Here is a 15,558-nt window from a genome sequence, read left to right as displayed (position 1 = left end):
AGTTAAGTAGTCAATTAGTTAAGCGGCAACTTGAGGCTGTGATCATTTTTTACTAGGCAAGTTTGGCATCAAAGTCAACACTTGATTTTTGACTAAATACAGCCTTTTATCGCTAGGGACGAGTGGGGAAATTTATAGGTTATCTTGCCAGCAGGAAGGACATCAATATCTACAGTACACTATCTCTGGGAAGAAACCTAGCTTCTAGCAATTGGCTCGCGGGTAACGATACTCCTCTGGGGGGATTTGCCAGTCTATTGAGAAATTCTAAAGGGAAGGTGATCCCCAGAAGGGAAGTGCTAGTCTGAGGGAAACCCTGCTCTTTCCCTATCAGGCAAAGTTTTTATGAGCTATCAGCACTCGTCTTTTGACTGCACTAGCGCCAATTTTGAGAAAGCCGCTTTGAGTCATTTTCGCACTCTTGTGGCTTTTTTACCGGACAATTGCCGTATTTACCGGCAAACTTGGGAATTTTCTACGGTTCTCTGTCTCGATTTTCTAGCCTGTTTGCAGGGACTAGCAATCACTCGTCAAAATTTTGCCCATCTAGTTAATGTGACACAAGAACTGGGTTTAGGTCAAGCAATCATTTTGAAAGTAGGCAATAAAATCGTTGAGTGGCATCGTTTAACAGTCTAGAAAAAAATCGGCTCTCTGTATTCTTTGTGTCTCTGTGGTTTATCTTTAACGCTTATAACTACCTCTTACCTCTTGCCTCTGGGTGCATCTCATTTTTGCACTCTCAAAAATTAATTATGCAAGAACTCTATAGTAGGGTTGATTCATGAATCAACCCTACCCAAACCCTGGAGCGCATTAGTTTTTCGGTGGGATGCTTACAGGCAGCTGCTGATATGTCTGTAATAATTTAAGGGTCACTGATAATTGCTGATTGTCGGTATTTTTGCAAATGTGAGATGCACCCATTGCCTCTTGCCTATCCTAACCAAGAAGTTAATTTTATCCTATCTAGAACTGTTTGAGTTGAGAACAGGCCCCGATAATTTGACCAAGGCTAATACCACCATCATTAGTGGGAACAGTTTGCTGCCAGTAGGGTTGAAATCCCGAAGCTTGTAGGCGATTAATTGTTCTTTCCGTCAGATAACGATTTTGAAAACAGCCTCCCGTCAGGAGAATTTTTTCTCTACCTATTTTCTGAGCAATTTCTACAATAATCTCATATAAACTATTATGAAATTTAGCGGCAATTATGCCGATTTGTACTTGTTTTTCTAAATCCTCAACAACTCCTAAAATTATCTGATTCCAATCAATAACTATGGGGGAGTCGGCGGATAAAGAAAAATGATAATATTCTTCGGTTTTAATGCCTTCAAGAGCAAATTCTAACTGCATTGCTGCCTGTCCCTCAAAACTTAATTGATAACATAAACCTAGAATCGCCGCCACACCATCAAACAAACGCCCGACACTAGAAGTTAAAGGACAATTAATTTTTTTTGTTAACATTTGCCTAAAAATCGACCATTCCTGTTCACTAAAAGCTGATTTTATCCTATCAGTATTTTCCATAACTTCTAGTAATCCTAAAGCCACTCGTCTGGGTTCTTTAACTGCTTTTTCTCCTCCCAGTAATGGCCAGGGTTTAAAATGGGCGACTCGCTGCCAAGAATCGGCAGCAATATGGATAAATTCTCCCCCCCAAATTGTGCCGTCTAAACCGTATCCTGTTCCATCCCAAGCAACCCCTAAAACTGGAGGTTGTAGCTGATGTTCTGCCATGCAGGATAAAACGTGAGCGTAATGGTGTTGAATGGGAATAACGGGCAAATTTAAGCTATAAGCGTACTTGGTTGCTAGATATTCAGGATGAGCATCACAGGCAATAACTTCGGGTGCAAACTCGTATAATTTTTTTAAACTATCGAGGATATTTTCAAAATGATTGACGGCATTAACTGTATCTAAATCGCCTATATGTTGACTGATAAAAACTTGATTTTTTTGGTAGATAGCCACGGTATTTTTAAAATAACTTCCCACGGCCAGAATCGGGGGAAAATCTCCCTCATTAACTTTAACGGGAAAGGGAGCATATCCCCGCGCTCGCCGCAAAATCATCGCTTTTCCCGCCATTTCCCTGATAATAGAGTCATCCACTGGTCGAAGGATGGGACGATTATGAACTAGAAATAAATCGGCAATTTTTCCTAATTTTTCTAAAGCTTCTTTTTCCTCAATACAGATAGGTTCATCGGCTAGATTACCACTGGTTGCTACAATAGGAAAGCCCAATTCTGCTAATAAAAGATGATGTAGGGGAGTATAGGGTAACATGACTCCTAGATAGGGATTACCCGGAGAAACGGCAGCATAAATATCATTTTTTCGCTGTTTAATCAGGACAATTGCTGCTGCAGGAGACTGCAATAATTGCGATTCTAAAGAAGATACATAACCATGTTTTTTCACTAACTCAAGATTAGGATACATCACGGCAAAAGGCTTATCCGGTCGCTGTTTACGTTGTCGCAATTTTTGCACTGCTTCCGTATTTCTTGCATCGACAACTAGGTGAAATCCTCCTAATCCTTTTATCGCCATAATTTTTCCCTGTTCAATTGCTCTAGCAGTGGCGATTAAAGCTTGATCTTTTTCCGCTAATACAGAGCCTTGACTATCTAAAAGACTAATTTGGGGTCCGCAACGAGGACAGGCATTCGGTTGGGCATGAAAACGGCGATCCAGAGGGTTTTCGTATTCCCTTTGACATTCGGGACACTGATTAAAACCCCTCATAGTTGTGGCACTGCGATCATAGGGTAAACTCTCGATGATACTGTAGCGAGGACCGCAGTTAGTGCAGTTAGTAAAAGGATAGCGATAACGACGATTATTAGGGTCAAAAATATCGGCTAAACAATCGGGACAAGTGGCTAAATCGGGCAGAACAATTGTATTCTTTTCACCGCCGCTGCTCCGGCGTATGCTAAAGTTTTGATAACCGACGGTATTTAACCATTGAGTCTCAATATTTTCAATTAGCGATTGAGGGGGTTTTTCTAAAGATAATCGATTCAAAAAAGTTTCTAGTTTGTCTCGATTGCCCTCGACTTCAATAAAAACTCCCGCTGCTGTATTATTAACCCAACCAGTTAGGTTTAATTCCGTTGCTAATCGATAAACAAAAGGACGAAAACCGACTCCTTGTACTGCTCCGCGCACAATTAAAGCTAATCGCTGCTCGGATTGAATGCTCTGATTATTCATAAATAATTTAACGGGGAAATCATCAAATCTATCCCTGATTACTTTTCCCGTTATACTAAACTTTCACTAATCACCCGACAGCATTCTTCCACACTGGCCCTTTTTTCCATAGCTATCACTAAAGCTTGATAGGCAGTCTGTTGTTTTTCTAAAAGAGTTTTTGCCTGTAATAAACTCCAGCGCTCTTTTTGGGCATAATTATTCTCAGGAACCCCCGCTAATTTTAAGGCCGATTGCAGATAAAATCGATCGCTTTCTCCCCCTGCCGCTTTACCATAAACTAAGGTTTCGGCAGCAATTCCCGCCATCCACACCGTAGAAATTCGCTCTAAAAAAGCAGGAAAATCGGTAAAGTTCTTGACTTTTTGCCCTAAATCTGCTAATTCAAATTGAACGCCGCCGACTCCCTCTTGGCCTTGACGAAAGGCTTCCCAAGCGGTCAAACTATAACTGGCGATCGGAATACCCAAAATATAAGCGGTGAGAAAATGTCCGGCTTCGTGGTAAATAACTCTTTGACGGTGTTTACTAGGAGAAAGAGCATCCAGTAGTAAAGTCACGCCCCGGTTATTAAAGGTGAGAGTATCAACGGTAACTAATCCCAAGAGGCTAAAAGTAGCCAAAGCGGGGACAAAAGGCGAAATAGACAGCAAAGGGGTGACAAATACGGAAAGAGTGATCGAAAAAACGGTAATCGCGATCAGATTTAAAGCTGTCTGTTCCATAAAAATTAATAAAAATATACAAATGCTTAATACTATGTTACATTGCCTAGTTTTATTTTCCCCGAATCAACCAACCAATTACCCCACCCACAAAAGCAGTCACAATCGATATACCGATCTGTTTCCAGTTTTTTACTTCCCCAATTTTTTCAGCTAAATCGGGAATTTTTCCCACGGATGCCTCGATGAGTTGCACTCTTGCATTTAAACCCGTGATTTTTGCGTCTAAAGTCCTGATTTCTCCCTTAATTTCCGTCTGTCCTATCTCTAGGACTTGAATTTCTCTTTTGATCTCTCCGACGCTATTCTCGATCGCTTTTTGTCCACTCTCCAAAGAGGTTAAACGAGTTTCGATCGCTTTTTGTCCACTCTCCAAAGAGGTTAAACGAGTTTCGATCGCTTTTTGTCCATTCTCCAGAGAGGTTAAACGAGTTTCGATCGCTTTTTGTCCATTGATAATCAGATTTTCTAACCTTTTTAGGTCATTTTCCGTAAAAGCCGTCATCAGCTAAACTCCTAATAGATTAATTTTTTCTCGTCTTGAGATTGAGTCGATCGTTGACTAATTTAATTATGGAGTCAAAATCAAACTGTTACCCACTGATAGTTCTAGCTTCGACGCGGCAATAGGGATTTAGGGTGATAGGCAAATTTCCGCTAAATCCCTCACCTCCCCACTTCCCCACTTCCCCACTTCCCCTTTACCATAAATAAACATTATTGTTTTCCTGTATGGATAACTTTTATTGATGAACATCGCTCGCACTATGCAAGAGGCAATAGGGATTTAGGGTGATAGGCAAATTTCCGCTAAATCCCTCACCTCCCCACTTCCCCAATTCCCCACTTCCCTTTACCATAAATAAACATTATCGTTTTCCACTATGGATAACTTTTACTGATGAATATTGATCGCACTATCCAAGAGGCAATAAGTATTTAGGGTGATAGGGAAATTTCCGCTAAATCCCCCACTTCCCCAATTCCCCACTTCCCTTTACCATAAATAAACATTATTGTTTTCCTGTATGGATAACTTTTATTGATGAATATCGCTCGCACTATCCAAGAGGCAATAAGTATTTAGGGTGATAGGGAAATTTCCGCTAAATCCCTCACCTCCCCACTGATAATTCATAATTTATAATTCCCACCTCCCCACCTCCCCACTGATAATTCATAATTCATAATTCCCACCTCCCCACCTCCCCACTGATAATTCATAATTCATAATTCCCCATCTCCCCTTTACCATAAATAAACATTATTGTTTTCCTGTATGGATAACTTTTATTGATGAATATTGATCGCACTATCCAACTAGCTCATCAATTAGCGGACACTTCTGGAGAGATTATCCGGCGCTATTTTCGGCAGCCCCATCTAGAAACCGAGACAAAACTCGATCAAGTTTCCTCAATAGTAACAATCGCCGATCAAGAAGCTGAGGAGGCGATGGTGGCGATTATTCGGCGAGAATTACCCGAAGATGGGGTTATTCGGGAAGAAGGAGCCAATATTCCCGCCCAAAGTGGTCGTTATTGGGTGTTGGATCCGATCGATGGAACATCCTCTTTTGTCAAGGGATTACCGATTTTTGGGACTTTAATCGGCCTAGTGGCAGAAAATCAACCGATTTTAGGAATTGTCGATCAACCGATTTTAGGCGATCGCTGGTTAGGAGTGAAGGGAAAAGGGAGTCTTTATAATAACCGGATGATTGTTAATCCCTATCGTCAGGATCGGGAACTTGTCTTAAAAAATGCCTGTTTAGCCTCCACCACTCCCTTAATGTTTATCACAGAACGACAACAAGCGATCGCTCGTCAGCTGCAAAGCGTCTGTAAACGTACCGCTTTTGGGGGTGATTGTTATAACTATATGATGTTAGCCACTGGCTGCACTGCCATGCCGATGGTAATCCTAGAATCAGACCTGAAATACTACGATTTTTGTGCTTTAATCCCGATTATTGAAGGTGCCGGCGGAATAATTAGCGATTGGTCTGGTAATCCCCTACAAGCTGATTCTAGCGAAGTTTTAGCCGTCTCTAATTCGGGTTTATGGCAGCAGGTTTTAGAACAAATCAGCAGAGTGGGTTAGTGCGAATGCCAAGATAATTAAGGCTGGCTGAATAAATCTAAAAACCTTGTTGGGTAAGACTTTTAGACTTTTTGTCAATCAAAAAGTACCAGTTATGGGAGTGATCGTGGGAAAATTACGGGACTTTTTCTCTGAAAATTAGGTAATTGACCAGATGGGAATCAGTAAAAACCTACACCCCACACCCCACACCCCACACCCCACACCCTGTCCCCACAAAAAACTTTTTCAGCAGACCCTAATTAATCAACAGCTAACCCACCCCTGCGGCAATTAAACCGTGGCTAATTGAGGTTGGGGACGTTTGCTGTTACGGATACCTTCGATCGCTGCCGCGTAATCGGGGGCATTAAATACCGCCGAACCTGCTACGATCGCATTAGCACCCGCTTCGAGAACTTGCCAAGTATTAGCCGGTTTCAAGCCGCCATCCACTTCAATCCAGGGATCCAAGCCTTTTTCATCGCAGATTTGGCGTAATTGACGGATTTTGGGGACAACTTCCGGGATAAAACTCTGGCCACCAAAACCGGGGTTAACGCTCATAATTAGGACTAAATCGCACAAATGCAGCACATATTCGATTAAATCTAGGGGAGTGGAGGGATTTAATACCACACCCGCTTGTTTACCGAGTTCGCGGATCTGACAAAGAGTACGATGGAGGTGGGGAGAAGCATTATGTTCAGCGTGAACAGAAATAATGTCAGCACCCGCTTTCGCAAAGTCAGCCACATATTTTTCTGGTTCGACGATCATTAAATGCACATCTAAAGGTTTTTTCGTATAGGGACGAATAGCGGAGACAATCAGGGGTCCAATGGTGATATTCGGGACAAAACGACCATCCATCACATCAACGTGAATCCAATCGGCTCCTGCCTTATCCACAGCCTCGATATCGGCTCCTAATTTACTAAAATCCGCCGATAGGATCGAGGGAGAGACAACGATCGATTTCGAGCTTCCGTTTTGGGTCATGGCTAACTATAGAATTTCGTGTTTATATTTTCGTAACAATCTTATCAGCAATCAGTGATCAGTGATCAGTAATCAGTGATCACTAATCGGATTTGAGTTTTCAGTCGGGGTAATCCCAGGGCATTTTGTATAAATTGTAACAGACAAAAATTTGTGATTGTTGTATGGCAATAACCGCTACTGACACGACTAAATCCTTATCTGGCAAGAGACTTAATTGATTAGTTCGCTCTAGAGCAAAAACAATTGACAAAAATCGCTAAATGCCTTTCTCTATAAGGGTTCCATCCCTTATAACCCTCGTCCATTGCATAAGACAAACCGAAGAACCAGATATTCGTAGTTGGCAATGTCCTAAGTGTGGAGAAACCCACGATAGAGACATCAATGCTGCTAAGAATATTCGAGATGAAGGTTTACGAATTTTGGCGGTAGGGCATACAGCTACTGCTTCTGGAGGGAGAGTAAGACCAAGTAAAGGCACTGCTTTTGCAAGGCATCTCCCCGTGAACGAAGAATCCCCACGCCTTTAGGCAACGGGAGTGTCAAAGCCAACAAAAGGCTTAATCGTAGGCACGAATCATCGCTTGGGTTCCCTGTTTAATTCCCTTGCCTTCGTCCAATTCCGCTACTACTTTAAATAAAGCTTCTGCTAAATCTGTCCCGGGCAGAATTTCCCCGGCTGTCTGGGCAGTTTCTTTGACTAATCGCAAATCTTTTAAAATATGTTCAATCATAAAAGCCGGCTGTAAATCTTGGGCGAGGATTTTTGGTCCCAAATTTTCCAACGCCCAAGAACCCGCCGCCCCCGTTTTACAGACTTCTATGACTAAATTGGGGTCTAATCCTTGAATTTTTGCCATTTTTAGAGCCTCACACAGCGCCACCATGTGAACCGCCCCCAAGACTTGATTACAGAGTTTTACTGCTTGTCCGTTGCCGATTTCGCCACACCAGCGAATAGTTTTACCCATGGCTTGAAAACAGGGCAGACAAGTCTGAAAATCCGCTTCTTTCCCCCCCACCATAATAGTTAAACTGCCGTTTTTCGCCCCAATATCGCCCCCAGAGACGGGAGCATCGAGAAAACGGAGATTATTTTCCTCTAGCTTTTTACCAATCATCCTAGCGGCTTGAGAGCCAATGGTACTCATATCCACCACCAGAGTTCCCACCGCTGCCGATTCCATGACACCCCCCGGTCCTAAAATTACCGCTTCCACGTCAGGCACATCCCCGACGCAGGTAAAGACAATCTCGGCATCCCTGACGGCGGCGGCGATACTAGAACAAATGTTCGCACCTGCTGCCCCAGCAATGGTTATCCCCGGCACCTCTGGGGTACGATTCCAAGCATTGACAGCAAAACCTTGACGGACAAGATTAGCCGTCATCGGCGCCCCCATCACTCCTAATCCTAAAAAGGCAATTTTTTGACTCATAATTTTGGTAATCAAGGGAAAGGGAATTATGAATTATGAATTATGAAGTGGGGTATATTTTCAGTGAACAGTGAACAGTAAACAGTGAACTGATAACTGATAACTGATAACTGATAACTGATAACTGATAACTGATAACTGATAACTGATAACTGATTTAGGATTCTACCATTTGCAGAAATTGGGCTTCTGAAAGGGTTTTAATGCCTAATTTTTGAGCCTTTTTGAGTTTCTCACCGGGAGCTTTACCGAGGAGAATATAATCAGTATTCGCACTGGGGGAACCAGTAACAGTACCACCGACATTAATAATCAATGATTTCGCTTTCTCGCGACTGATTTTGCTGAAGGTTCCTAGTATAACTACGGTTTTTCCCCTTAGGGGATTTTCTGCGGATTCTTGACTCGTTTGGACTATCTCCGCTGCGGGTTGCACTTCTAAACTTGTATCGGCAACCGTGATTTTTTCTGCTGCTACTACAGGGGTTTCCTTGGCAATCACCGGGGGAGTTTCCGGTTCCTCTACTACCGGAGTTTCCTTGGCAATCACCGGGGGGGTTTCCGGTTCTTCTACTACCGGAGTTTCACTAATAATTGCTTCTGGTTCATTAGTGCTAATAGGGGCAGTTTGTGGAGAGAAATCGTCTCTTTCTTGCTGTAGGTTTTGAATTTTAACCTCTAAAGCGGCGATTTCTGCTTGCTTAGTTGCTAACTCACCCTCAAACTTAATTTTTTCTTTTTCTAAAGCTTTAGCTGCCGTTTTTTGGGCTTCTAAATCTTGAGTTAGTTGGCGATTTTGTTGGCTTAATTCCTCGATATGACGGGAAGTTGTGGTTTCTAATTGGTCTTTTTCGGAACTTAACTGGTGTAGTTGAATCTCTAAATTAGAAATGTTTTCCCGATAGGTTTCTAGCTGTTGGGGTAACTGGGTTAATTCCTGTAATTGCCCTTCTAAATCAGCAATTGTTGCCTGAGAATCAGCCAATTGTTGGGGTAACTGGTTTAATTCCTGTAATTGCCCTTTTAAATTAGCAATTTTTTCGGCAGCAGTGGTTAATTCTGCCGATAATTCCCCTTTCTGGACTTCTAAAGCTTGTAACTCCAGTTTAGCCGCTTCGAGACGAGCGCCGAGACTGTCCTTTTCGGCGGTTATGGCTGTCACTTGAGCGACGGTTTCTTGGAGTTTTATAGTTAAATTGTCGCATTCTTTGCCTAAAGAGAGCGATCGAGTTTGACTTACGGCTAAATCTTCGCTGAGAGACTTTTTTTCCCGCTCTAACCCGCTAATTTGATCCTGTAAGCTGGCTATTTCCTGCTGTCCTCGCTCATACTGTTCTGTTTGGTGAGCCAGATTCTGTTCTAAGGTTTGAATTTGACCTTGCAAGTTGGGAATTTGGGCGGCTAAATCGCTTAATTCTTGGTTTTTATGGTCTAAATCGGCCACTTTCGCCCTTAATTCCTCAGCTTTTTCTAGCTCTTGCTGTAATAGAGTTTTATCCTGTTCTAGGGTCTGAATTTGACTATAGAGAGAGGTGGTCTGTTTTTTGGTCAAATCAAATTGACGGTTAATTTCACCTTTTTGCTGCTCTAAAGTTTGAATCTGTGCCTCTAGGCTAGTAATTTGGGCTTTTTCTGCCTCTAACTGCTCCATCAAACCAGCTTTCTCCGCTTCTATTTCCTTAGCGGTGGTTTTCAGGTGTTCAATTTCACTCTCACCTATCTGGACAGCTTGCTGGAGGGACTGGAGAGAATTTTCTAAATCCGTAGCTTTGTGCTGTAATTGGGCGGAATGTTGTTCTATGTAAATTATTTTGGCGTGCAGCTGCTGATTTTCGTCTTTTAAATCTGATTGCGCCACGTCTAAACCCTTGACTTGAGCCAACAAATCTGAGTTACTTTGCTGTAATTGCGCTTGTGCGGCTAAAAGGGCGGTATTTTTGCTGACGAGACCAGAGCGCGACCAGAGGAATAGTCCTCCGAAAACAGCACTTAAACCTAATCCTTCATAAATTAATTCGTTGAGCATATCTACCCTCCTAGACAAGCGAAAAACAGTCACCTAACCGAACTGATGCGGCAATTTTGGTTATAGACCTACATCTCTACTTATATCAGTTACGGGGTGCATTCGGGGAAAGGGCGGGGAAAAAGTCACTTCTTTCCTCCCGGTGTAAAAAGGTGATTTAGCTATTCGCGTTATGCTAATTTGTACCTGATCCCATTCTTGGGTGATTTCCAGGTCAATTTCTTCCTGATGATTAAAATAGTAGCCCATGGCCGCAGGAGCTATGGTTGATAATTATCCATTGTCCTTGCCTATTATCCATTGACCGCGATCGCCTTTTGACCTTTGACCCCTTCCCCTTGAACTGCGATCGCTGATTTGTTGATAGTCAATAATTGATTGAAAAAACACGGATGAGAAGCTAGGGACATTTCTTCTGGGCCAAGTCGCTAGAATGGGACTAGACTCCTCAAGCTTGAAGAATCTTCCTATGTCAGACGCTGTAACGATCGCCGATATTTACAAGTTATTTGAAAGAACTGAGGCCCAATTTGCCGAGTTTCAAAAGGAAGCTGATCGCCGCAGTGCCGAAGCCGATCGCCGCAGTGCCGAAGCCGATCGCCGCAGTGCCGAAGCCGATCGCCGCAGAGAGGAAGCTAATCGCACGATGGAAGAATTAAAAAAACAGGTACAAGAAACGACCAAAGCGGTCAATAGCTTAACAACTCCTTTGTGTCTTTTTATAGAAGAAATGGTAGAGCCTGCGGTCGTGGGTTTATTTCAGGAATGGGGCATTGATGTCACCCAAACGATGAGTCGCTTGAAAAGTAAGCGTTCTGGGGCGGCAATGGAGATTGATATTGTGGCGGTGAATGGGAGCGAGTTGGTGGCTGTGGAATGTAAATCTCGACTGTCGAGGGATGATGTAGATGATTTTGTCAGCCGATTACAGCGATTTAAGGTTGCTTTCCCCCAATTTCGAGAGTTTCGGGTTTATGGGGCAGTGGCAGGCATTGAAATTGATCAGGGGATAGATGTCTATGCCTATCGGCGCGGTTTGTTTGTGATTAAGCAGTCGGGGGAAACGGTTAAAATTATTAATGATGCTCAGTTTCAACCTTTGGGTTTTGCTTAAGCTGTTTAATCAGCAGCTTAACAGGAGTCGCACTCATGGTTCTGGTATTTGTAAATCTCGACAAATTTTTCGCGTCAAGAATTCATTGATTTCACGATGGCGCGGAATGGCTGAAGATTTCTGATTGACACGATTTACATAAATCGTATGATTGCCGCCTTCTCTTAAGAATTCACAGCCATAATTTTCTAAATGACGAATTAAGTTTATACGTTTCATGCAGCCCAGAAAGTAACAGACTCTCGAATCACTTCTTGTCCTTGCAGTTGCTCTTCAGCTAATATACGATTAGCTTCTAAAACTAGCTCAATTGCTTCTTCTAAATTACTTCTAGTTTCTTCTAGAGTCTCTCCTTGAGTATTAGCTCCTGGCAATTCTTCGACAAAACCAATATAGCCTTCGGGAACTTTCTGGAATATTTTTGTTAGTTTTAGTTGCATGATTTACCTCAGAATTTTAAATTATATCACCCACCATCATTAAAGTTAGCGGTGCGTTACGGCTGCTGAAGTGAAGCTAACGATATAATCGGATACAGCCCAAGCTGCATAATTAAGAGCCTGACGAATATCTTCCTCCTCCAACTCTGGATAAGCCTCTAAGATTTCCTGAATAGATAACTGACTAGCCAACAGTTTCAAAACAAATCCTACAGTGATACGCATTCCTCGAATCATTGGCTGTCCAAGACATATTTGTGGATTAACAGTAATACGGTCTAGCTCTCTAATCACCGTGGAACTCCTGAGATAAACTCCTCCTGTATTGTTACATACAGCAATGAATGTTGAGCAAGTTTCTGCGCTGCTGCGTGTGAATTAAGCGGCGACGAGAGTAAATATACAGCATTTATCCACCAACTAACACCAATCACGGGTTGAGGTTTCGTTGAGGACATCGAGAGGGAAAAGCCTTTTTGGATATTCTGAGCGTTAGCGGTGGTTTTAGAATACACCATCTCTAGGAGCCTATCTTGCTATAATGTAAACTGTCAGGAGTCATTTTGGAAACCATCATGGAAATAAATAACATTAAACAAAAAGCCAGAAATTTAATCGATAAATTGCCGGATAATTCTACATGGGATGATTTGATGTATGAGATTTATGTGAGACAGGCAATTGAAGCAGGATTAGCCGATAGTGAGGCGGAAAAGGTTATTTCTGTGGCAGAAGTACGCACTAAGTTCAAGCTAGAGCCATGAAAGTTTTCTGGACAGAAACCGCCGTTAATCATTTATCATCCATCTACAACTACATATCACAAAACTCCCCTCAATATGCTCAAAGACTGGTGGAAAGATTGACCAGACGCTCAGAACAGATTGCTAATTTTCCCTTTTCGGGTCGTCTTGTTCCGGAGTTTGAAACTGAGCAGATCCGAGAAGTTATCGAGGGTTCTTATCGCATAATTTATTATATCAAGCCTGAGCAAATCGATGTTATTGCGGTACTTCATGCTGCCCGAAATATTGAAAATCCACAAGATTAACGATAATCCAAGACCATTGGGGGAGTAAATTAATGGCAGCAGTGAAGATTACCAAAAAAGGGAAGAAAGCTTCAACGGGTTAGCTATCCCTCTGGGAGGAGGGCTCTCCTAGGTTTGGTGGGTAAAATGTATTCTAGGATACATTTCTCCTAGCGAGGGGGTGGAACGAACCACAAAGACACAAAGGACACAAAGATCGATCGATCATAATGTAAGTTAAACTAATCACACAGAACCTAGAAGAGCCGGAGGAGTGGGAGGCCAATAGTCCAGAAATTATTGAGGTGGCTCATCAGTTCATCTTGACTAATTGTCACAACCCGCAGCGGGCGATATTTCTCGATTGATCTTAAATCTTTGGTTGAGACTGCAAGAAAGCTCATGTTACGCTACTGCGAACCCATCCTACAAATAATTGTGTCTCCCTACTTAATTCTACAGGGGATGATACACAGGTAAATTAAATGTAATTTATTATGTTTAATTAATAGTAATAGAATTGGTGCGTTACGGCGGATTGTTGGTTTTATTTTATTATCCGAATTAGTAACCGCAAACACGCACCCTACTGGATTGTTTCAGCTAATTTGGTGTATTAGAAAAATGCTATAAGTTCTATAATCTAAGACTTTAAGCCGAAATCTATTGCCCTATTTTAGCTGAAACAATCCACTACACTTTTGCTTTTTTTGTAGTAGGGGCAATTGATGAATTGCCCCTATAGATAGCGTTTAGGTGTAAACCAGTACAAACTTCACCAAATGAATCACTGGACGGGTACAGCGTCAGGTAGTTTGTATGTTCCATTCAAGACAGACTCACCGGGACGATAAATCCGCATAGCGAAATTCCAGCCCTCGGTTACATCTACCCGATTGGAAACATTGCCACAGTTCTCTTGCGATCCGAAATACACGGTGAAGGTGCCGTCGGGGTTTGGCTTTACATTGGAGGAATTGACGATGTTGTTCTCGTTTTCCTTGTCCATGTAGCCGTCACTGCCATACACGGTGATGGACCAGAACGCCTCATTATCTGGAACATCATAGGTCGCTTTGTGACAAATATTGTAATCATGATCCCCATCGTAGTTTAGATAGATTGCGTCCCATTCAGGTAAAAGCCCCCACCCAGTGGCTACCACGATGTGACGGGTATCCTCGTTGACCTGGCCACGCGGTCCCATCATCCCCGTCACACTGCTGTATTGGACTGCATCCTTTTGATACTGCAAAGTTAGGGCTTGCAGCGATTCGTTGTCCCACTTGAACTCGGGCAGTGGATCGGCACTGTTGGCATTGATGCTGAACTGATCCTGCAACTTGTGGACCTGCTCCAATTCCTCCGGGTCTGTGGGATCGAACACTTGGATGCGGACGAAGAGACCCAAGTATTTGGTGTCCTGGGGCAATTCATGCGTTCCGGCTTCGTAGATCACCTTGGGGCAATAGTGTTCGTTATCCACGAGTTCAACCGATACGTAGCGATCTTTCGGCAATGTAGGGACGGTGATGGTGGCGCCTTTGTCCGTATCGACAACGCTCTGGGAGTAGAGAGTGTCCCTGTTCATCCGGATGATGCTTTGCTGGTCCAGCGGCGTGATGCTGCGTAAGTGGTAGAAGCGATTCAGGCCTCCCGCCGTTTTAACGATGGTGCCAAACTGCCGATCGCATTCGGCACGGATATAGGTCTCTGGTGTGACCAGGACATTGTTATTTTCTGCCATGATTGTCTCCTAATTGAGTATTCTGAACCAGTTCGTTTCTTGACACTCACCGGCCTAGAAGCGCGGTGATTCTTCGGGAAGGCACTCATGGAAAACCACTGTGTATGAACTAGGACAAGACTCCTACTCCCCTGGCGATGCCAATTGCCGCTACTCCCGCCGATTTTATCACAATTGGGGCTACTTTTTTGGTCTGTTGTTCGCTTCACTCGCTTAAAGTCTTTGCTTGTGGGGGCTGGGTCTGGAGTGCTACCGCACCGAAGACCACCGTTGGACGGTGAGCTTTGTTGAACCGTTCGGTCAGCCGCCTTTTAACACAGGTGTCACTGTCCGTTTCACCCACCTTTAAGGTCAACGTAGCTACCCTGATTCTACTAGACATCTCCAAAAATTATAGCTCAGTCACAGCTTGCTTTTAGTCTGTGTACTAATTAGATAGTTCGATAGCTGAAATGTATATCTATCGTTGCTAATTCAATTTCACTGAGGAAATATGAGGCAATTAAAATAATTTTTATTCGGGTAGATTCCTTAACTAGAAAGACTTTTGGTCTTGAGATAATATTAGGTCGAGGTCTAATGTAAAGCCGTCCTTTTAGGACCTGTCCTTTAGTCACATCTTTCTTAACATTTCAAACCTTTGTAGCACAAGGCTTTCAAGACTCGGTTAACAATTTGTAATATTCCTTGTTGACACCCTTACTGACAAAGAAAAA

General features: G+C 42.9%; 15 protein-coding genes and 2 pseudogenes. 6 read left to right on the top strand and 11 right to left on the bottom strand.

The genetic code is table 11. The features are described from left to right. Positions 1–345: 345 nt before the first annotated feature. On the top strand, positions 346–639 hold the full coding sequence (locus LW728_RS11130; RefSeq protein WP_002754794.1) for a hypothetical protein: 294 nt from the start codon (positions 346–348) through the stop codon (positions 637–639). A gap of 330 nt (positions 640–969) precedes the next feature. Here LW728_RS11130 and hypF read toward each other — a convergent pair whose 3' ends face one another. The 3 genes from hypF to LW728_RS11115 are packed head-to-tail and all read right to left on the bottom strand — an operon-like array spanning position 970 to position 4,464. Continuing rightward, complete coding sequence (hypF, locus tag LW728_RS11125) at positions 970–3,234, bottom strand: carbamoyltransferase HypF (RefSeq protein WP_287766692.1); 2,265 nt, start codon at positions 3,232–3,234, stop codon at positions 970–972. A 50-nt stretch (positions 3,235–3,284) separates the two neighbouring features. After that, the gene (locus LW728_RS11120) at positions 3,285–3,959 is read right to left on the bottom strand and encodes an ATP-dependent Zn protease (RefSeq protein ID WP_287668267.1); all 675 of its coding nucleotides are present in this window, start codon (positions 3,957–3,959) and stop codon (positions 3,285–3,287) included. Between the two features lie 52 nt (positions 3,960–4,011). After that, positions 4,012–4,464: a coiled-coil domain-containing protein gene (locus tag LW728_RS11115; RefSeq protein WP_287766690.1), complete on the bottom strand. Its 453-nt coding sequence runs from the start codon at positions 4,462–4,464 to the stop codon at positions 4,012–4,014. 791 nt (positions 4,465–5,255) lie between these two features. Between LW728_RS11115 and hisN the strand changes: the two genes are divergently transcribed. Further along, the gene (hisN, locus tag LW728_RS11110; RefSeq protein ID WP_287766688.1) at positions 5,256–6,062 is read left to right on the top strand and encodes a histidinol-phosphatase; all 807 of its coding nucleotides are present in this window, start codon (positions 5,256–5,258) and stop codon (positions 6,060–6,062) included. Positions 6,063–6,335: 273 nt separating this feature from the next. Here hisN and rpe read toward each other — a convergent pair whose 3' ends face one another. Then, entirely contained in the window at positions 6,336–7,043 is a 708-nt protein-coding gene (gene rpe, locus LW728_RS11105; RefSeq protein ID WP_002736739.1) for a ribulose-phosphate 3-epimerase, read from the bottom strand. 100 nt (positions 7,044–7,143) lie between these two features. Next, a pseudogene (locus LW728_RS11100) lies at positions 7,144–7,356 on the bottom strand (hypothetical protein). 16 nt (positions 7,357–7,372) lie between these two features. Between LW728_RS11100 and LW728_RS11095 the strand changes: the two are divergent. After that, positions 7,373–7,576 (top strand): annotated as a pseudogene (locus tag LW728_RS11095) (zinc ribbon domain-containing protein); the annotation flags it as partial. Between the two features lie 30 nt (positions 7,577–7,606). Here the strand turns inward: LW728_RS11095 and LW728_RS11090 are convergent. Next, entirely contained in the window at positions 7,607–8,485 is an 879-nt protein-coding gene (locus LW728_RS11090; RefSeq protein ID WP_061433410.1) for an NAD(P)-dependent oxidoreductase, read from the bottom strand. 157 nt (positions 8,486–8,642) lie between these two features. Beyond that, positions 8,643–10,511 (bottom strand): BRCT domain-containing protein, encoded by a 1,869-nt coding sequence (locus LW728_RS11085; RefSeq protein ID WP_287766686.1) that lies wholly within the window; start codon positions 10,509–10,511, stop codon positions 8,643–8,645. 469 nt (positions 10,512–10,980) lie between these two features. Between LW728_RS11085 and LW728_RS11080 the strand changes: the two genes are divergently transcribed. Beyond that, complete coding sequence (locus tag LW728_RS11080) at positions 10,981–11,625, top strand: DUF3782 domain-containing protein (protein WP_287766684.1); 645 nt, start codon at positions 10,981–10,983, stop codon at positions 11,623–11,625. Positions 11,626–11,658: 33 nt separating this feature from the next. On the opposite strand, the gene LW728_RS11075 is transcribed toward LW728_RS11080, so the two are convergent. From LW728_RS11075 to LW728_RS11065, 3 genes are read right to left on the bottom strand one after another with little or no spacing between them, the layout of a single operon-like run. Continuing rightward, positions 11,659–11,844 carry a type II toxin-antitoxin system HicA family toxin gene (locus LW728_RS11075; RefSeq protein ID WP_002762193.1) on the bottom strand — a complete coding sequence of 62 codons (186 nt, stop codon included), beginning with the start codon at positions 11,842–11,844 and terminating at the stop codon, positions 11,659–11,661. After that, positions 11,841–12,065, bottom strand: a complete 225-nt coding sequence (locus tag LW728_RS11070) for a type II toxin-antitoxin system HicB family antitoxin (protein WP_002734968.1) — start codon at positions 12,063–12,065, stop codon at positions 11,841–11,843. The genes LW728_RS11075 and LW728_RS11070 overlap by 4 nt, the downstream gene beginning before the upstream one ends. A gap of 45 nt (positions 12,066–12,110) precedes the next feature. Then, positions 12,111–12,359 carry a DUF433 domain-containing protein gene (locus LW728_RS11065; protein ID WP_052276594.1) on the bottom strand — a complete coding sequence of 83 codons (249 nt, stop codon included), beginning with the start codon at positions 12,357–12,359 and terminating at the stop codon, positions 12,111–12,113. Positions 12,360–12,640: 281 nt separating this feature from the next. Between LW728_RS11065 and LW728_RS11060 the strand changes: the two genes are divergently transcribed. Together LW728_RS11060 and LW728_RS11055 are read left to right on the top strand one after the other, a co-directional pair. Continuing rightward, complete coding sequence (locus LW728_RS11060) at positions 12,641–12,829, top strand: hypothetical protein (protein ID WP_104397005.1); 189 nt, start codon at positions 12,641–12,643, stop codon at positions 12,827–12,829. Continuing rightward, on the top strand, positions 12,826–13,116 hold the full coding sequence (locus tag LW728_RS11055; RefSeq protein WP_002744303.1) for a type II toxin-antitoxin system RelE/ParE family toxin: 291 nt from the start codon (positions 12,826–12,828) through the stop codon (positions 13,114–13,116). The genes LW728_RS11060 and LW728_RS11055 overlap by 4 nt, the downstream gene beginning before the upstream one ends. 766 nt (positions 13,117–13,882) lie before the next feature. On the opposite strand, the gene LW728_RS11050 is transcribed toward LW728_RS11055, so the two are convergent. Next, positions 13,883–14,842 carry a DUF1214 domain-containing protein gene (locus LW728_RS11050; RefSeq protein WP_287766682.1) on the bottom strand — a complete coding sequence of 320 codons (960 nt, stop codon included), beginning with the start codon at positions 14,840–14,842 and terminating at the stop codon, positions 13,883–13,885. Positions 14,843–15,558 lie beyond the last annotated feature (716 nt).

Source organism: Microcystis sp. 49638_E5 (genome assembly GCF_021300285.1).
GTDB classification, from domain to species: Bacteria; Cyanobacteriota; Cyanobacteriia; order Cyanobacteriales; family Microcystaceae; genus Microcystis; species Microcystis aeruginosa_C.
This window is presented reverse-complemented; position numbering and strand designations above follow the sequence as displayed.